This window comes from Phocaeicola faecicola, from assembly GCF_013618865.1.
Lineage (GTDB): Bacteria > Bacteroidota > Bacteroidia > Bacteroidales > Bacteroidaceae > Phocaeicola > Phocaeicola faecicola.
This window is the reverse complement of the sequence record NZ_JABSOE010000039.1, coordinates 23,551-41,134: the sequence shown is the minus strand read 5'-3', so window position 1 is coordinate 41,134 and position 17,584 is coordinate 23,551. Positions and strand designations below refer to the sequence as shown.

The 17,584-nt window shown below is 41.1% G+C and carries 19 protein-coding genes and 1 pseudogene; all 20 read right to left on the bottom strand.

All coding sequences use genetic code 11. The features are described from left to right. Positions 1-113: 113 nt before the first annotated feature. Entirely contained in the window at positions 114-809 is a 696-nt protein-coding gene (locus H3001_RS11640) for a DUF7738 domain-containing protein (RefSeq protein WP_181215012.1), read from the bottom strand. A 12-nt stretch (positions 810-821) separates the two neighbouring features. After that, on the bottom strand, positions 822-1,691 hold the full coding sequence (locus tag H3001_RS11635; RefSeq protein ID WP_181215011.1) for a DUF7738 domain-containing protein: 870 nt from the start codon (positions 1,689-1,691) through the stop codon (positions 822-824). After that, the gene (locus tag H3001_RS11630) at positions 1,673-2,158 is read right to left on the bottom strand and encodes a hypothetical protein (RefSeq protein ID WP_181215010.1); all 486 of its coding nucleotides are present in this window, start codon (positions 2,156-2,158) and stop codon (positions 1,673-1,675) included. Before H3001_RS11630 ends, H3001_RS11635 begins: the two co-directional genes overlap by 19 nt. A 62-nt stretch (positions 2,159-2,220) precedes the next feature. Beyond that, positions 2,221-3,192, bottom strand: coding sequence for a hypothetical protein (locus H3001_RS11625; protein ID WP_181215009.1), 972 nt, complete (start codon positions 3,190-3,192; stop codon positions 2,221-2,223). Positions 3,193-3,443: 251 nt separating this feature from the next. Beyond that, complete coding sequence (locus H3001_RS11620; protein ID WP_181215008.1) at positions 3,444-3,986, bottom strand: hypothetical protein; 543 nt, start codon at positions 3,984-3,986, stop codon at positions 3,444-3,446. 71 nt (positions 3,987-4,057) lie between these two features. Continuing rightward, on the bottom strand, positions 4,058-5,029 hold the full coding sequence (locus H3001_RS11615) for a hypothetical protein (protein ID WP_181215007.1): 972 nt from the start codon (positions 5,027-5,029) through the stop codon (positions 4,058-4,060). A 42-nt stretch (positions 5,030-5,071) separates the two neighbouring features. Beyond that, positions 5,072-5,407, bottom strand: a pseudogene (locus tag H3001_RS11610) (hypothetical protein); the annotation flags it as partial. A 73-nt stretch (positions 5,408-5,480) separates the two neighbouring features. Then, the gene (locus H3001_RS11605) at positions 5,481-6,455 is read right to left on the bottom strand and encodes a hypothetical protein (protein WP_181215006.1); all 975 of its coding nucleotides are present in this window, start codon (positions 6,453-6,455) and stop codon (positions 5,481-5,483) included. Positions 6,456-6,601: 146 nt separating this feature from the next. After that, positions 6,602-7,567, bottom strand: a complete 966-nt coding sequence (locus H3001_RS11600) for a hypothetical protein (RefSeq protein WP_246368573.1) — start codon at positions 7,565-7,567, stop codon at positions 6,602-6,604. A 72-nt stretch (positions 7,568-7,639) separates the two neighbouring features. Beyond that, entirely contained in the window at positions 7,640-7,900 is a 261-nt protein-coding gene (locus tag H3001_RS11595; protein ID WP_246368572.1) for a hypothetical protein, read from the bottom strand. Between the two features lie 57 nt (positions 7,901-7,957). Beyond that, a complete protein-coding gene (locus H3001_RS11590; RefSeq protein ID WP_246368571.1) occupies positions 7,958-9,130 on the bottom strand; it encodes a hypothetical protein in 1,173 nt (390 codons plus the stop codon). 14 nt (positions 9,131-9,144) lie between these two features. Then, positions 9,145-9,981, bottom strand: coding sequence for a DUF7738 domain-containing protein (locus tag H3001_RS11585; RefSeq protein ID WP_181215003.1), 837 nt, complete (start codon positions 9,979-9,981; stop codon positions 9,145-9,147). A gap of 56 nt (positions 9,982-10,037) precedes the next feature. Further along, positions 10,038-10,964, bottom strand: a complete 927-nt coding sequence (locus H3001_RS11580) for a hypothetical protein (protein WP_181215002.1) — start codon at positions 10,962-10,964, stop codon at positions 10,038-10,040. Positions 10,965-11,041: 77 nt separating this feature from the next. Next, positions 11,042-11,833: a hypothetical protein gene (locus tag H3001_RS11575; protein WP_181215001.1), complete on the bottom strand. Its 792-nt coding sequence runs from the start codon at positions 11,831-11,833 to the stop codon at positions 11,042-11,044. A gap of 41 nt (positions 11,834-11,874) precedes the next feature. Then, entirely contained in the window at positions 11,875-12,957 is a 1,083-nt protein-coding gene (locus tag H3001_RS11570; protein WP_181215000.1) for a hypothetical protein, read from the bottom strand. Between the two features lie 119 nt (positions 12,958-13,076). Next, on the bottom strand, positions 13,077-14,123 hold the full coding sequence (locus tag H3001_RS11565) for a hypothetical protein (protein WP_181214999.1): 1,047 nt from the start codon (positions 14,121-14,123) through the stop codon (positions 13,077-13,079). 83 nt (positions 14,124-14,206) lie between these two features. Continuing rightward, the gene (locus tag H3001_RS11560) at positions 14,207-14,860 is read right to left on the bottom strand and encodes a hypothetical protein (protein WP_007570426.1); all 654 of its coding nucleotides are present in this window, start codon (positions 14,858-14,860) and stop codon (positions 14,207-14,209) included. Next, complete coding sequence (locus H3001_RS11555; protein ID WP_246368570.1) at positions 14,857-15,504, bottom strand: hypothetical protein; 648 nt, start codon at positions 15,502-15,504, stop codon at positions 14,857-14,859. Before H3001_RS11555 ends, H3001_RS11560 begins: the two co-directional genes overlap by 4 nt. Before the next feature lie 218 nt (positions 15,505-15,722). Then, the gene (locus H3001_RS11550; protein WP_181214997.1) at positions 15,723-16,421 is read right to left on the bottom strand and encodes a hypothetical protein; all 699 of its coding nucleotides are present in this window, start codon (positions 16,419-16,421) and stop codon (positions 15,723-15,725) included. Positions 16,422-16,505: 84 nt separating this feature from the next. Beyond that, entirely contained in the window at positions 16,506-17,567 is a 1,062-nt protein-coding gene (locus H3001_RS11545) for a hypothetical protein (protein ID WP_181214996.1), read from the bottom strand. Between the last annotated feature and the right edge of the window lie 17 nt (positions 17,568-17,584).

Here is a 17,584-nt window from a genome sequence, read left to right as displayed (position 1 = left end):
TGCTGTGTCTACTATATCAGCAGGGCTTGGGAAGAAGTGACTACTGAACCAGTACAACATTCCAAGAACCGTCTACTGATATCGGTTATAAAAAGAAAAAGCGTCTAGCTAAATCAGGAAAAGACATAATCCATAGACATCAAGACAAGATAATAAAAAATATACCGATCCTCTATATTAAAATTTTTAAGCTTGGTATAATCATAAGAATCTGTAACCATATATTCTGCAATCCGGTCTCCTCTATGTCGGTGAAAAAAGAGAAGTTCATTCTCTTTCATAAAATCCTTCTTTACATTTGTCATCCTTCCCAATGGCATGCCACCCACCAGAATATTGCCCTTAAAGTAAGTCTTGGGATTGTCTTCTTTCATACTTTGTGCTAAATTCCGTAAATTTTCACTACTCGCAAATTCAAGACCTTCGTCTATTGTCAAATTCCAGCGAATATCCACCATCATCACTGTTTGAATACTATCTCTCAATTGAGTACTGACCATTACTCCCCAGTCATCCCAAAAGTAAGTTATATACTCATGAAAGAAAGCCTTTCCTTTATATGTACGTGTATAAGGTTCACCGAAGATCTCCGTCACCTCTTCAATACTCATTCCCGGCCAGAACTCTTTGCCGTTATAAGTTATTTTATCACCGTCGAAAATAAACAGATGCTCGGTGTTTACACCCATTTCTTCCAGTTCCGAACGGCTGTAGCGAGTGCCATACAGACCGTCCGTTCTTTCACCACAGGCTGTTAGCGTGAAGAACAATGCTATAAGATAGACTGAGAGGTTGATTCGTGTTTTCATGATAACTATGTTTTAATCAGGGTGGTTTATGTACTTTTCATATTCAGGACCTTCGTACGGTGGATCACCAAAACCTCGTGAGTTAATGGCAATATCAAAGTGTGATATATCATTTCCGTCATCAGACTTCTTGATACAATAGGTATAATATTCTTCTCTGCGGTGTATAGGCGCTTTAGTGTAGTCCCAGTCATGCAGATGACAATAGTAAAGTAGAGGGAACGGATTGTTATTAAATTTCAGATTTGTTTTTTTCAGAAAATCATCCATGTGCATACCTCCGCCCAAAACCGCTCCACCAACAATCATTTTACCCGTAAAATACTGGCGTGGACAACGGTTCTTTAGCCATTTTAGGTCTTCATCGGTTATAAACCCGCTTAATTCGATATTCCAGTTAATCATTATTCCGCTTACAGGGGCACTGTCTCTTCCACTTTTATCGTGTGATACCATAATGATTCCCATAGAATCCCATATAAATATTCCGGGTTCCGCAAGACGCTCGTAATTTCCGAATATCTCACACAGTTCTCCTATTGACATTCCCGGCATGAACGGCTTGCCGTTGTAGGTCATTGTCGTATCTGTAAATACAAACAAGTGCTTCATATTCACCCCCTCTTTTTCGTAGTCTATAGGCGGTTCTTCCGGCAGATGTTCTTCCAAAAACCGGTCTGTCTTGGCCATCAGGGTATCTACTTTGCCCAAAATGTTATCTATGCTTCCCATCGCCTTTTCGTGGTTGTAGCTGCACCCTGTACAGGAGCTGAGTGCGGACAGGCAAAGCAGTCCGAAGCATAGGGCAACGGCTGCCGAAGCGGGGAGGAATGGATGCTTGCGGATATAGAGTCCCGAACCGGTCATTGTTTGTTGTTCCATAGGCGTGCGTTTTGTTTGTAAAGGTACGAAATAGTATGAAAAAACAAGTTTATGAGCAGATAAAACACAATGGAAATTGCTGTAAACCACAAAAGTTTTTGGGGCTCTGCATCCTGATAGCAGCCTGCATCATAGATGAAATTCCACATCTCCGTATCTCTCAATTCTATCTCCATACGATACAGAAAATAAGTAACGGTTAAGGCTGAGACTGATAGTATGATTGTCGGCAACAGAGCTGATATCAGATATTTTGCGGTGCCTGTGATGTTGTATTCATGCAAGCACCAGTAAAGCAACATTCCAGCTACGAATGGAAATGACACCCATGCAATCACTCCTGAATCATCATAGCCGGGAGTTGCTGAGCACGGGGCAATCACACCGGACTCAATCCAGAACAGATATAACAATGCCAAAGGTAAAAACAAGCGTCTTTTATTTTGTTCTATTCTATCTTTATTCATTTTCCTGTTGCGCAATATAGTCGAGTCATACAGCTTTTTGTCATTCTTACATTCATTTCTCTCTAATATAGCTCCACTAATTCATCACTGCCTTGTGGCATATAAAGGAGGATGAACTTATATGCTGTAACAGTACGCTCTTCAGGTGATAGTCTTTTCTCCTCCTCTGTGTCATAGAAACCAACCCGTAAAACATCATCGAGCTCAAGTTTTCTTCTTAGATAAACCAATTTTCCATTTCCACAAACGACCATCTCATAATTTTGTATTGGTTCTGCAATCCAATCTATAGGATTGCATAAAAAACGGAATAAATCGTCTGAATCAATATATGTTTTCTCCAAAGCCTCTTTTCCCAAATAATTCATTTCCGTCAAAACCCATGTACTGGCAAGGCGCATTTTACGATATTCATAACAATTTCCATCAATCATCATTTGACGCACCCTATTGTAATGGGCAAGAACCTTCTCTTCCAAATCGGGTATTGTCTGCAAATCCGTTGCTTCTGCAAGTATTCTTTTATGGTTAAAGGGGAGTGTAGCATTGAAACTTATGGAATCAGTGTAGAACGGGATTTTTTTCAACCCAATATCTGTCGGAGTGTCTAATTCCACCAATGTTTCAGGCATACCAACCAGTTTTTCTTTATAATACACAACCTTAATATTTACACCGGCATCTTTGGTGACTTCCGTTTCTCCCGTTCGAGGATAGACCTGTATACTTACGGTATGTTTACCGCTTCCTAATAGCAAATCATTGATAGGATATAGCATAGATTGACCTTCATTTTTTACAAAATGATACCCCACCGGAATGTCATTTACCCTGACAAGCAGTCTGCATCCTGTCTTGTTTACCTGCAGATAGTAGGCAGGTTTCTCCGGGTAGGTCTTTACCATTCCTAAATACTCCTGTATCAGTTCTTCCATTTTCTTTATTTCCTGTTTCATGTCTTTTTCTGTTTTTACTTGTGCATAGCCGTTGAAACCTAACATTGCAACGAGCAGGGCAAGAATCATTGATTTCATATTATGTGTATTATTGGTTTTCTATATTTATGTACTTTTCATATTCAGGACCTTCGTACGGTGGGTCACCAGAACCTCGTGAGTTAATGGCGGCCATCAGTGTATCTACTTTGCCCAAAATGTTATCAGCGGCAGCAGGACATTTGCCTGTATACACCCTAACTCGCTACTTTTTATCCAGCCCTCGCAGGCTCCACGTTTGTCTCCTGTTCTTTTACGTGCCAGCCCACATCCATAAGTTGCATGGGCTATCAATTGAAAGAAACTCTTAAAGGAACATCAATCCATCTTTTGTGATCATGAAAATGCAAATAGATAGAATCTCCCTCAAAGAAATTATCAATAATATATTTAAAATGGTTATTGAATTCTTTTAAAGAAACATGAATGGTATCTTTATTTTCTTTAATCATCTTTTTATAATACTTATATAAATGTGTTTGGATTGTATCATTGTTTTCAATGGTAAATAATACCCCTCCATAAAACTTCTTATAAGAATAAGCTAAATTATCATTTTGATTCTCTGAATTTAACCAACATTCGCCAGTTCCAGGACATAATTCATCATGTTTAGCAAAGTAAGAGGATTCAAAATAATATATCTCTCTTTTATCATTCTTTTTAAACTCAAAAGATAAAGGGTATTTAAGACTAAATATTTTGGATTTATCTTCTCCAATTCTTAATACTATGGGATTTGTATCTTTAATTTGTCTTACAGATACAACATTTACATTAGAAACGCATCCAATGAAACAACAGCAAACAATATAGAAAATAATGTTTCTCATATAGAAATTTAAAAGACATTTTGTTTCTTGTGGAATAAAATATAATACATTGTCAAATAGAGGCTTATGGATTAATATAGCTCCACTAATTCATCACTGCCTTGTGGCATATAAAGGAGGATGAACTTATATGCTGTAACAGTACGCTCTTCAGGTGATAGTCTTTTCTCCTCCTCTGTGTCATAGAAATCAACCCGTAAAACATCATCGAGCTCAAATTTTCTTCTTAGATAAACCAATTTTCCATTTCCACAAACGACCATCTCATAGTTTTGTATTGGTTCTGCAATCCAATCTATAGGATTGCATAAAAAACGGAATAAATAGTCTGAATCGATATATACTTTCTCCAAAGACTCTTTTCCCAAATAATTCATATCCGTCAAAACCCATGTACTGGCAAGGCGCATTTTATTATACTCATAACAATTTCCATCAATCATCATTTGACGCACCCTATTGTAATGGGCAAGAACCTTCTCTTCCAAATCGGGTATTGTCCGCAAATCCGTTGCTTCTGCAAGTATTCTTTTATGGTTAAAGGGGAGTGTGGCATTGAAGCTTATGGAATCAGTGTAGAGCGGGATTTTTTTCATCCCAATATCTGTCGGAGTGTCTAATTCCACCAATGTTTCAGGCATACCAACCAGTTTTTCTTTATAATGCACAACCTTAATATTTACACCGGCATCTTTGGTGACTTCCGTTTCTCCCGTTCGAGGATAGACCTGTATACTTACGGTATGTTTACCGCTTCCTAATAGCAAATCATTGATAGGATATAGCATAGACTCACCTTCATCTTCTACAAAATGATACCCCACCGGAATGTCATTTACCCTGACAAGCAGTCTGCATCCTGTCTTGTTTACCTGTAGATAGTAGGCAGGTTTCTCCGGGTAGGTCTTCACCATTCCTAATCTCTCCTGTATCAGTTCTTCCATTTTCTTTATTTCCTGTTTCATGTCTTTTTCTGTTTTTACTTGTGCATAGCCGTTGAAACTTAATGTAGCAACGAGCAGGGCAAGAATCATTGATTTCATATTATGTGTATTATTGGTTTTCTATATTTATGTACTTTTCATATGTCCGAATATCTCACACAGTTCTCCTATTGTCATTCCCGGCATGGACGGCTTGCCGTTGTAGGTCATTGTCGTATCTGTAAATACAAACAAGTGCTTCCTGTTCACCCCTTCTTTTTCGTAGTCTATAGGCGGTTCTTCCGGCAGATGTTCTTCCAAAAATCGGTCTGTTTTTTTCATCAGTGTATCTACTTTTCCCAAAATATTATCTATGCTTCCCATCACCTTTTGGTGGTTGTAGCTGCACCCTGTACACGAGCTGAGTGCGGACAGGCAAAGCAGCCCGAAGCATAGGGCAACGGCTGCCGGTGCGGGGAGGAATGGATGTTTGTTCATATTACTCTTTGATTGTTGGTTTAAGAAATGATTATTCAATACAAAGAAACCATCGTTTATCTATTGATATACTTTAAATCATAACGGGAATCAATTTGTTTGTTCCTTTTTTCATACTTAAATGGAGTTCGATATATCCATATTTAAAACCATTACCATTCTCTTTTTTTCTTATGAAAACTAAAGCACTTGGTAATCCATTAAGTTTTTTTGATTTTAAAGTTATACTTTTCCCGTCAGTTGAGAATACCATTCTATATTCTTCAATTGCTTGTAACTCATTTACAGAGTACTTATTAATAATATCAACATTACCTTTCCAGTCTCTCTCTATGTCTTTTTGAGATTGATACAATGTAACACCTATTTCTTGGTAAGAAGGCCAAAAATATTCCTTCAATTCGTTTATCTTTTTTTCGGCAATCATTTGTCTTACTCGCTTATACTCTTCTACCACTTTCTGTTCTATATTAGATATTTCACGCAAATCGACATACTCGTCCCATGTTGTGATTTCGTATGGCACTTGTGCTTCAAACTCTTTTTCTATTTCAATCTGCGGTAACCCTTCTTCGGGAATCTCTATTTCTGGTAATTCAAATACCTTATGCCATATTCTGTTACCCATACTATCCGGTTTCTCTGTAAAATCATAATATCCAATTTCCAGTCTGAAAGGTTTATCATTAACTATAGTTTTCCTACCCGGAAATGGTTTCAGACTGATTGATATACTCTGCTTGCCGGATTTGAATATTACCGGATTTATAGCTATGGATGTTTCACCGATATTTACAGGTTCTGTAACTTCTGCTGATATATTGTCGTTTATTCTTAGTTCGAATAGACACCCTCTGTTTCCGTATCTCGCATAATAAACAGGTCTACTTTCATTTTTGTAAACCATAGAGTCCACCTGTATTTCCATACCTGATTCAGAAGCGAATGTACCGTCTTTCTTTTGTGCTTGAGCGCATCCTGCAAGGTTCATGCCCAGCATCGTTATAATCATTATCGCTTTTAGTTTCATACTGCTTTTCATCTTCATATCTTTAATTTTTTAGTTGCTGTTTCAAAGTTATATCGCCACCCCAAAACTCCCTTTTTCGTTTTCCAATTATTTTTTGCTAACCGTTCAAAGTAGAAATAAAGTAGCATTCGTTTTTTTAACCTTGAGTGCTCATAAAATAGAATTTATATCATAAGAGGAATCAGCTTATCAGTTCCTTTTTTCATCCCGAGATGTAACTCAATATATCCACATTCTAACTCAGCCCCACTATTTACTTCTTTAACAAAAACTAATGCGCTTGGGAATCCACCATATTTATTTGACCGTAAAGATACGCTCCGACCATTACTGGAATACACGATGCGATATTCTTCTATTGATTGAAGTTCACTTGTTGAGTATTTCTTTATAAGTTTACAGGTGTTGTTCCAACTCAAGTCTATATCTTCTTTTGTTTGATATATGGTAATTGCAAATTCTCGATAGGAGGGCATAAAATATTTCTTTAACTGTTCTAAATCTTTCTGCGCTATTAATTTTCTGACATATTTATACTCTTTGACGATTTTCTGTTCAATATCAGGTATTGTTCTTAAATCAACGCAATCATCCCAGTAAGTATATTGATATGGTACATTTGCTTCGAACTCCCCCTTCATATCAATGTATGGCAACCCTTTTTCCGGTATTTCAATATCTGGAAGAGTAAAAACAGTATGCCAAGTCGCTTCTCCTGACTCATCTACTTCTTCTGTAAAATCATAATAACCAATTTCCAAGCGAAACGGCTTTTTATTACTTATGACTTCTTCTCCTTTTATGGGCGACAAATGGACTTCAATAGTTTGCTTCCCTGATTTAAATATTGCAGGATTAACGGTTATCAGAGCTTCACCTATATTAGTCGGATAGGTTATTTCTGTCATCAATATATCATTTACTCTCAATTCAAATAAGCAACCCCGATTACCATATTTGGCATAGTATACAGGTCTGCCTTCATTTTTATAAACATAAGAGTCCACATTTTCTTTGGGTACATTACCAATCTCCTTGACATTCGAGTACTCTTGCTTATTTTGAGCATTGGAGCATCCGCCAAGCCCAAAACTAAGTAATCCCATAATCAAAAGTGTTGTAATATCCATAATTGTTCTCATATTTGATATTTGAATTTTCGCAATATTTTTTAATTAACTCTCTCTATAAAAAGCTATGCATTACTCAGACGGTACTTCCGGAGTCGGGTCAAACTCCCTTTCCGCTTTTACCCACGGAAGAGGTTCGGTTCTTGCCTTAGCCACGGCGTCTTCCGGAATACCGGAAGTCGTAGTGAAAAGCTGGTACCTTCCGTACATTTTCTTTAAGTCTTCTTTCTGTTCTCTGGTAAGTTCTGTTACACCCGGATTCACCCTGCCTTCCGCATGGTAGCCGCAAGATAAACAGACAAGTCCCATGATAACCAGTATTTTCAGTTTCATATTAAAATTCATTTTCATTGTTTCATTTCTGTTGATTTTTAGTTTACTTGATATATTTTACTTCATCCGTTTCACTGTGCATAGAAAACAGTCGGTCAATACTGTATCGTCCGGGATTACGATGTATTCTACGTTTTCCGGAGCGAAGAGTTTGAACACAAACTGTTTTTTCCAAAGACCGATTAATACTAAATCGTTGTCATTCGGTATTTCAATTCCATGCTCCTGACAATACCATGATACTCTGTCGTAATAATGCACTATCCTGTGTTTTATCTTGGAGAGCCTTTGCTTGAACTCATCCGTACCGTATATATATCCCATATATGCGTCGGTAACGAGGATGGTATTGGGATATATCGGTTTTGGGAAGCCTGCCGCCTTTCTGCGCAGGAAGTCTTTCTCGCGGTAGGGGTCGAACACTTCGCCTTGCGGCAGCGGGCGGTTCTTGTCCATATAGAGTACATAGAATGGCCACCAATCGGAATCATATTCTGCAAGAACAGGTATGGCTGCTTTAGTTCGCGGATGTAAAAAACAAAACCTAAATGCAAGGTTCATAGTACCTTTTGAATATCCCGGAATGACCTTCGAGAAAGGAACAGTACAACGAGGAAAGAACAAATGGCGTGGAAATGTTACAGTACCGTTCATCCTGTCCAGTACAAACCTACGTTTATGTGCAAATACTTGGCTGACCAGCAGAATAAATGGAGCTAAAATAAATGTTGCACTTGAAACAGGCAAATAAATTTTACTGTATGGGTTGTCTATTTCTTTGCAGAACAAGAATATCCCAGTGCATAAAATAGCTGCTCCGATACCTGTCAGAAATCCGCGTATTTGAGAAGGTGTAGTGAAAATAAGAAATTGGTCATCTGCCCTTTCCACCTTGTAGAAATCGGCAATTTCAGTTGTCAATACGGCTGGGAACGGGTATATGATATGTCCCGGCTTTTCTCTTTTCCCACTCCATATTTTCACAGCGGCATATATCAATGACATCAATATTCCTATGAATATTAGAAATATCATACCGGATATAAATATTATCAATAGTTTTCCCCATAAGTGTTCAAAAATTGAGAACTTTCGGGCAGGGTAATGTTCTATAAGATACTCCATTCCATGAAAACATATTCCAGAAATTGGACATGAGCATAATAACACAACGATTCCGGCTACAATTCTGATTGTAGATGGTCTGTTACTGTCTGTTTTTGGTTTCATATCTCTTTCTGTTTTTATTCTACATCTACATTTATGTACTTTTCATATTCAGGACCTTCGTACGGTGGGTTACCAAAACCTCGTGAGTTAATGGCAATATCAAATGTTTCAATATCAGTACCGTCTCGAGATTTTCTAATCATATAGGTATAATATTCTTCTCTGCGGTGTATAGGCGCTTTGGTGTAGTCCCAGTCATACAAGTCACAGTAATAAAGCAGAGGGAACGGATTGTTATCGAATTTCAGATTTGTTTTTTTCAGAAAATCATCAATGTGCATACCTCTGCCCAAAACCGCTCCACCGACAACTATTTTACCAGTAAAATACTGGCGTGGACAACGGTTCTTTAGCCATTTTATATTGTCCTCGCTTATAGCTCCGTATAAATCTATATTCCAGTCAATCAGCATCCTGCTTACAGGGGCACTGTTTTTTCCGCTTTCATCGTCTGATACCATAGTGATTCCCATCGAATCCCATATAAATATTCCGGGTTCCGCAAGACGTTCGTAATGTCCGAATATCTCACACAGTTCTCCTATTGACATTCCCGGCATGAACGGCTTGCCGTTGTAGGTCATTGTCGTATCTGTAAATACAAACAGGTGCTCCATATTCACCCCCTCTTTTTCGTAGTCTATAGGCGGTTCTTCCGGCAGATATTCTTCCAAAAACCGGTCTGTTTTTTTCATCAGTGTATCTACTTTGCCCAAAATGTTATCTATGCTTCCCATCGCCTTTTCGTGGTTGTAACTGCACCCTGTACACGAGCTGAGTGCGGACAGGCAAAGCAGTCCGAAGCATAGGGCAACGGCTGTCGGAGCGGGGAGGAATGGATGCTTGTTCATATTATTGTGATTTATAGTTTTACATATACATTCCAACATTATATTATGAGCTATATTTACCAAGTATTAAAATATTCCATTTCTTCCTGTTGTGGCTTTTCCCTGTTCTTGAATTTCTCAAGTTCTGCCTTATCTACGACTTCTTCCTCCATATAGCGATGTATGAAGCGTGCAAGGCGCAAGGCTTCGTCGGTGCGGCCCGGCATCACGGAGATTCCATGCGGTAGTCCTGAGGGATTATAGATTTTCACCTCGTCAATCTTGCTTCTCATGTCGTGGTAATATGAAAGCTCCGCTTGGTCGTAGGGAATGGTCTCTGTTTTGTTCATCAGCAGACTGCCGGGAATGGTTACGGTTTTGGCAGTACGGTCGAAGACAATGCGTTGCCGGGGATTCAGCAAGGTATAGGCCATTCCCCATGCCAATATAACGCCCATTTCTGCAAAAAGCAATGCGGAGCCGTAATCTTCTGGCGGAACAGTAGAGTCTGATAGGAATGACCAATAGATGAAAAGGCCAAACATGAAGGAAAATAATAGAAAAACGAGGATTCTTCCACTCGTGCTGTCGTTGTCGATAATGATTTGCCGGTCATCTACCCGGACCAGATATTCCGGTGGTATCGGGCAGGTAGCATCATCGTGCGTCAGTTCTCTGTATATCAGTTCTCCGCCCCGCCACAGCCAGTGTCCGTCGTTCTTCATTGGTATTTGGATGCTGAGGTTATAGGCGGGTCTGCAGAGTAGCCGCAGAAGCAGCCAGCTTGCACCATTGAGGACCGCCAGCCCAACCGCCACATTGGCTGCGGTGAGCGGAATGTCGCTAACTATGGTGAATAATAACAGCACGCAGAATCCCAGAAGAGCACCCGCTATGATGGCATGGTTTTTCCATTTGTATCGCTTTACCATGCTTCGATACTGTCTGTCATGGATGGTCTCTTCGTAGTGTCGCTTCTTATCGCTGTTCCTGATCTGCTTCATATAATTGGGTTGGGGTTTAGGGTTTGACGGCTGCCGTTGGCAGCAGCATTTTCGGTTTCATACGGATGGGGCATGGGTTATTCTTTTTTTTCCGATGTTGCTTTTGGGGATTCTTCCCATTTTTGCCGAATTTCCTGTTCCGCCTCTTTCAAGTCTTTCAGCAGTTCCTCGGTGTCTTCCGCGAGGGGAGAGAATACCTCTTTGAACAGGAGGTCGAACTCTTTCTTGGTCCGGCTGAAGGTTACCTCCACGCAGGGGGAAGCGGTTTCCTCTTGCACCGGCTCTCCTTCTTCGTCCTCGGCCGGGTCGCTCCGCCGCTCGGCTGCCAGTTCGATGTATTCATCGTCGCCCACATCCCAGTGATATACGGAAAGCTCCTCGAGTGCCTGCTTCAGTATCTTGTCGAGGTTTTCCTTGCCCGTCTCCATCGTCTTGCCCACAGGTTCGCCGTATTTCCGCACTACGGCTTCCATCATCCTGTCGAAGCCTTCCTCGTCTGTCTCCGTTTGGGCGTCCGTCCGTATCAACCTGCCCTGCATGTTTACCGCCATCTCGAGCTTCCCGAAATCGAGGCCGAAGAAGGTGGCTTCCTTATACAGGGAGTCGCTCTGGGGGCGGTAGAACACGATGACCGGACGGGGATTTTCACCGAGTGTATTAATTGTGTCTCTTCTGTAGCCCGCTTCCGTTCCGCCTTCGCCGGAGGCGGAATGGTCCGCTCCGAGAGATTCGGAGTAAAAGTGTGCCACGTCGAGACTGTAGTCCGGACGGTCCAAGTCGATGATTTGTTTTCCCGGTTGTGCATTGACGCAACTGCCCAAGCCTGACATTCCCGTCAGTACAAGAGCGATAAGTATTTTCTGTTTCATGTGATGAAGTTGATTGTTTTGTATTTAGGTTAATATTCATATTAGACACTGGTTTTCGGCATTGGGTAGCCTACCATGTATTCCGCTCCACAGAAGCGGCATTGGTGGCGTGCTTCGTGCAAGCCTTCGCCCGAGCCGGTGGCCGGCTTTACCACGTGATAGTCTTCCGTGCGGTGCAGAGTGAGGTGGAGACATTCGGGACAAAGCTCGTAGCCTTCCTTAGTGAGAGGCATACGCAGCTTGAACCGTTCGCCACAGTCCGGACACTCGCAGACGAGGATATAGGCTGTTTTCAGTTTGAGTTCGAGCCGCTCGCCGTCGGTGAGGAGCGGCAGATTCTCTTCTCCAACAGGCAGGGGCAGGGAGTGTACTTTCCTTCCCATACAGTTGGGACAGGGATAGTGGCGGCGCAGCAGTCTGATTTTCTGTAAACGATGATAGTGTATTGCCGCCAGCACGGCGGGCCATACGGGGAAGAGCCATAGCATGGCCACTAATGTGCGTACCGTAAACGGACGACGGGTAGCAAGTAGTTCGAGGGCAGCTTCCGGAGTATCGGATTTGAGACATAGTTTGCGACGCATTACTCCAAAGGTAGCAAGGTTTATCAATAAAAGTGTAATCCGTCCTGTCCGTGAATCGAAGATGGAAAGGTAAACGGGTATCGCAGTCTCTTCCAGCCACGATTTCTGTGGAAGGATAATTCCTTCCCGATGTTCCGGTGCCGTTGTAGAAGAATGGGATACACCTGCCATCAACAGAAACAGAAGTACGCTCGCTATCCGGCGGTAAGAGCGTCGGGGGTTATCTTCCCGATAACGGCTCGTCTTGCTGCTGTTTACCTTCAGCAGCAGGAGCAGTAATGCCGAAAAGACCGCTATGGCGATGAGGGCGAACAAGGCGAGCAGCACGAACCCTACCGGGTCGTAGGTACAACCTATGCCCGTAACCGACATATCACCGAGAAGGAGAAAGATGCCTGCCACTACCGACACTTGCAGGGCAAAGCAGGGCAGTACGATTGCATAGAGAAAAAACTCCGGCAGATGGGCGTTTTTTACGAAACGCCAACACCGTTTCCACAGACTTGAACGGGCGGATGGAATATCTGTATTCTGTTTCATGATTTTTGCTGTGAAGTTAATGTCAGTAAGTATAGCAAATATAAGCCAGCTTTCACTATCAAAAAACAAGGCTTCTGTATAATCTCCTAAATGGCTGTAATCTGTAATCAGTAAAGAGTTTAATTTTCAACAACTTGTATTGAATCAAGCACCCATTTCCCTTTTTCATAGTTGAATGTAGTACTACCATAACATCCTTCCTTTCGAATATTAAACTCGAATATGACAGGATGATCTGTCTCGCCATCGAACGTTTGTCGGGTAAATTCAATGTAATCAGTAATTCCATCAAGTGGCATGGCAAGAATAAGCATATCTTTGTTTCCGTATTTCACTTCCAGATCATCCCTAAAAAGTCCCGAACTGAGGATGAACATATCGCGGTTATGATAATACGTACTAAGCTTTTTGCTGTTTACGATAGCTTCAATCATTTCACTGAATTCGTTACGTTCCTTCTCCTCAGCCCTTAAATTCTCCAACTTCTGTTTTGTTTGTTCGCTATACTGCGCTGACTGCGGTGTTGAGTTTTCCAAAAAGCTCTCAAGATTCAACAGCTTCTCTTGTCCGGTAACGTCAAAAACACTAATCATGATATTACTCTTATCGTATGAAATACTCAGACCGATGATATAATCGCCGTTCTTTCGTACATAGCTGACTGAACCGTTGTTGTCAATCACAAAACACTGGTCTTCTTCTTCATAGGGGGCTAAACCATTGCTGAAGTCTGTCATCACGGCGTATCTTGTAGCAGATTCATTGACTATGGGCATACGTTTTAGGTAAGCCTCTACATAATTCGATAAGGGTCTTTTAGATTCATGTATGCCTCGTGTGCGTAAGCCCATCATACAAATACCCTGATCGGTACCATACCACACCGCTGGGAAAACGGCAGGATCAGAGCAGGATACTGATGTACAGTCTTCATCATCTGAAAGAACATAAACCAATCCCATATATTTCTTCTCTACAATATCTTGGGTAAAAACGCCACCTTTCTCAAACAGATCAAGCATTCTCCCCACCTCTATGGTAATGGAATCTTTGTTGTACTGTTCCCACTTCTCCCGAATTTCCTTATATATACTATTAATCGGACTTTGTGCTCTAACGATATTGGCAATACCAACCAACATAAAAATAATAACAAGTTTTCTCATATTCTACTATTTTTAAAATTATCTTGTTTTTTTACATACTCTAAGTACTCTATAAACTAAACTGACAGATTGATTTGTATTGTTCAAAAATCAAAAGAGTTGTGGCGGTAAGATGTATGTGTACGGTGAATCTTATGCCCTACGATGTATTTAGCACCGCAGTATTTACATTCATGACGCGCTTCCTTCAGTCCTTCGGAGAATTCAGTAGGAGATTTCACCACAGTGTATGCTTCTTTCCGGTGTAAGGTGATACCTTGGCAATCCGGACAATATTCGTAGAGACCTGTTGCAAGAGGGATGCGCACTTTCACCTTTTCTCCGCAGTCGGTGCAGGTGTACACATGGATGCAGACGGTTTGCAGATTGAGTTCCATTCGTTCCTGTGGGGTGAAGAGCCGGGCATCTTTCTTTATCTCCTGTGCCGACATCTCGCGCAGGGTCTCTTTTCCGCATTTCGGGCAAGTGCGGCTCTGGCTGAGTATCTGTTTGCGTAATCTCAGTCTGTACCATAGCATCACAGCTGCAATGGCAGGCCATACGGGAACCAGCCACAGCAGGCCGATGAGAGTGCGCCAGGCAAATGCCTGCTCCGTGAGTTGCTGTTCCAAAGCAGTGGATGCCGTCTTGCCTTTGGGTTGCAGGTAATTTTTCAGTCCTTTCCATGTCAGCCAGTTGAGGAGAAGAAGGGAAAGAAGGGAAAGGCTTCCCAATATAAGCAAAGGTAGTGTGGTCATTGTTTGCCTCCTTTCTCGTTGGTTTCTTCGATGCGTCTGTAAGAACGCTCTATGTCTTCTAAAATGTATGCGTCCAGCTTACTGCCGTTGAACTTGAACAGGAAGGCCAGAAGTCCCATATATCCGAAGGTGAACAGGGCGGCACTCAGTACCAGCATCGCCACGTCGCTGAACGCTGCTCCGGAAAACAGCCAAGTGAAAAGTGTCATCCCTGAAAGGCTGATGCACAGGGTGGATGCAGCCAGCAGGGCGAGTGTGAGGAATGGGATGAGTATCATTCCTATGAGGCTCCGCCACATTTCTTTGCAGAACTTGGGGTGATGACCGGTGAGGGCAAACCCGAAGAGTGAGCAGCCTGCAGCAGTGAACAGCACAACGAACAGTCCGAAAAATGCCCATGCCACCCACTCCTGCCAGGAGCCTGCGGCAAGCATTCCGCCGAGGTCTGTCCAATGGTTGTTTTCATCACACACGATTTGCCATAAGTAATACAGCACAGACGTGAAGCCTGCTGTGGAGAGGATGACGAGAACGGACGGCAGGCAGCCTGTCGGCTTTTTGCGGTACTGGCGTATCCGCAACAGTATCAGCATGGAGAACAGCAGCTGGACAGCTATAAAGATATAGAGTCCAGAACCGGTCATTGTTTGTTGTTCCATAGGCATGTGTGTTTAATGGCTTGTTGCCGATTGGTGATGTGGCAAATATAGAAAAATGTTTTTTTTCAGTATTTTATGGATGGGGTGTTTTTCACCGGAATGTGTTGTAGAATATGTTTGAACTTGCTTTCTCGCGGTGTTCCCGTATCCCACATTTTTGCCATTTTCATGTGATTTAAAATTAGCTTATTATAGCCTGTTTCTTATCTCTTGAACATTTTTCTCTCCAATTTTTGCAACTCCATTGTTGCCTCAATGTAAGGGCCATCTACTTTGATGAGTAAATCTTCAAATTCTTTTTTTGCCCGGAAGAGCTTTACGACATCCTCGCCTTCCATGAACAGTCCGATATATTCGTCATCCGGTTTCCAAAGATACACGGGTATGTCCTTGCCCTTTGATACCATCGAGTTTATTAGAATCTTTTTAAGTTCGTCTTTACCTGTTTCTGCTTTCTGCAGGGCAGGTTTACCATATTTCTGCCTGGCAGTTTCTACCAGTTTTTCGAAGCCTGTTTTATTCATCTTCGTTTCGCAGGCCATCGATATTAATTTGCTTTGTGCATTGGTTATCAAATTCAGTTTTCCAAAATCGGTATCACAAAAAGTTGCTTTCTTGGTAGCAAGACTGTCCATACTTATATAATATACTAAAATCGGATATTTCTCAGTCCGCGAAACATACATGTCTTTTGTGTATTTCACATAGCCATAGTTTACTTCTTTGCGGGTCTCTTTGGGATTATCGAAATCAATATATGGAGAGCAAAAACGTTCCACATCGATGTCATAGTCTGGGTTATCCATGTTGATAATCTGTTTGTCTGATTGTGCATGGGCTGTTGCGCCGGATAAGCATAAAAATGCTGTCAATCCAATGATGATAAGTGTTTTAATTTTCATATTCCTTGTATTTTCCACTGCTGCAAATTACTAGGTCGCAATTCTTAATAGGAAATGCTCTCCGGTAATTTATATTTTTTGTAGTTACTTTACTTTTAAAACTTTTTCCAATAAAATCGTTTCACAATATTTCGGGTCAATATAAAAATATACTTCATCTATCGGAGCATAGGAAACAAATGCGCATACAGCCCTATGTTCTGAATCCTCATTATCTATATGCTTCATCCAGTCTTGGAAAGAATAATCGGGATTATTGATGATGTCGTTATATATTGTATAAGAAGTAATGGATCTCTCGGCCCTGTTGTTTTTCCACCACACACCGCCTTTCATTCCGATGTATTTCCATTTATCACGTACTTTGTCATAATGCTTGTAATCAAACGCAATGACTATGACTCCGTTTTTGAAAGACAGCAGTTCAAAAGGTATTCCGTCAAGAGTAAATTCCTTGTTTATGTCTGCATCGGTGATTTTGACCTTTTTCCATTCTGTTTGAAGGATACAGACCGATAAATCCCCTTTCACTTGCGATAATGGTTGTTCTGTGCGCAATGTATAGGTTTCATCAGTACCTTTTTGGCGTCCTTGGTCATCTCTTATCGGCTTACGGTCATAGTGGAGGCTGTTTCCCAATAACATGGGCTTGTTTTCGTTGTCGGTCATTCGTGAGATGAATCTGATTTTTACACCATCGTTTCGCTCTGCCTGGATACCAATAGCAGGGTCAAAACCATTGTTTTTAGGCCATTCCTCATATTTATATGAACCGCTTTGGTAGCCTGTAAAGTCGTTTTGGTTTGTCCATGCCGAAGGGAAGTCATAATGCAGGTTTACTTTGATTTCATGGTTGTCATCTTCATTGGAGGAAGTTGACAGTGAAACAGTGCTTAAAATTTTGTCATATACATCCAAAGGAACGGAAACTTGTTCTTCCCATGGCTTTTTTTTATCCACCGCTTTAAGATTTTCGGAATTATTATATTGGGGATTTATGATCGGATCTTTAAATGTGGATTGTTCCCAATTGAAATATTCCTTCAACTCTTGAATCTCTTCTTTTGTCAATTTTTCGTCTTGTGCAGATAAATTTGAACCTGCTGTACTTAATAGTCCCATAATGATAAGTGTTTTAATTTTCATATTCGTTCATTTTATAA

Excerpts from the sequence above, each read along its gene's own strand:
- H3001_RS11550 (WP_181214997.1), bottom strand. The coding sequence starts at position 16,421 with ATGAAAATTAAAACACTTATCATCATTGGATTGACAGCATTTTTATGC.
- H3001_RS11615 (WP_181215007.1), bottom strand. The coding sequence starts at position 5,029 with ATGAAATCAATGATTCTTGCCCTGCTCGTTGCTACATTAAGTTTCAAC.
- H3001_RS11600 (WP_246368573.1), bottom strand. The coding sequence starts at position 7,567 with ATGGATATTACAACACTTTTGATTATGGGATTACTTAGTTTTGGGCTT.
- H3001_RS11635 (WP_181215011.1), bottom strand. The coding sequence starts at position 1,691 with ATGGAACAACAAACAATGACCGGTTCGGGACTCTATATCCGCAAGCAT.
- H3001_RS11575 (WP_181215001.1), bottom strand. The coding sequence starts at position 11,833 with ATGAAACAGAAAATACTTATCGCTCTTGTACTGACGGGAATGTCAGGC.
- H3001_RS11595 (WP_246368572.1), bottom strand. The coding sequence starts at position 7,900 with ATGAAACTGAAAATACTGGTTATCATGGGACTTGTCTGTTTATCTTGC.
- H3001_RS11545 (WP_181214996.1), bottom strand. The coding sequence starts at position 17,567 with ATGAAAATTAAAACACTTATCATTATGGGACTATTAAGTACAGCAGGT.
- H3001_RS11560 (WP_007570426.1), bottom strand. The coding sequence starts at position 14,860 with ATGACCACACTACCTTTGCTTATATTGGGAAGCCTTTCCCTTCTTTCC.
- H3001_RS11590 (WP_246368571.1), bottom strand. The coding sequence starts at position 9,130 with ATGAAACCAAAAACAGACAGTAACAGACCATCTACAATCAGAATTGTA.
- H3001_RS11605 (WP_181215006.1), bottom strand. The coding sequence starts at position 6,455 with ATGAAGATGAAAAGCAGTATGAAACTAAAAGCGATAATGATTATAACG.
- H3001_RS11640 (WP_181215012.1), bottom strand. The coding sequence starts at position 809 with ATGAAAACACGAATCAACCTCTCAGTCTATCTTATAGCATTGTTCTTC.
- H3001_RS11585 (WP_181215003.1), bottom strand. The coding sequence starts at position 9,981 with ATGAACAAGCATCCATTCCTCCCCGCTCCGACAGCCGTTGCCCTATGC.
- H3001_RS11580 (WP_181215002.1), bottom strand. The coding sequence starts at position 10,964 with ATGAAGCAGATCAGGAACAGCGATAAGAAGCGACACTACGAAGAGACC.
- H3001_RS11565 (WP_181214999.1), bottom strand. The coding sequence starts at position 14,123 with ATGAGAAAACTTGTTATTATTTTTATGTTGGTTGGTATTGCCAATATC.
- H3001_RS11625 (WP_181215009.1), bottom strand. The coding sequence starts at position 3,192 with ATGAAATCAATGATTCTTGCCCTGCTCGTTGCAATGTTAGGTTTCAAC.
- H3001_RS11555 (WP_246368570.1), bottom strand. The coding sequence starts at position 15,504 with ATGACCGGTTCTGGACTCTATATCTTTATAGCTGTCCAGCTGCTGTTC.
- H3001_RS11620 (WP_181215008.1), bottom strand. The coding sequence starts at position 3,986 with ATGAGAAACATTATTTTCTATATTGTTTGCTGTTGTTTCATTGGATGC.
- H3001_RS11630 (WP_181215010.1), bottom strand. The coding sequence starts at position 2,158 with ATGAATAAAGATAGAATAGAACAAAATAAAAGACGCTTGTTTTTACCT.
- H3001_RS11570 (WP_181215000.1), bottom strand. The coding sequence starts at position 12,957 with ATGAAACAGAATACAGATATTCCATCCGCCCGTTCAAGTCTGTGGAAA.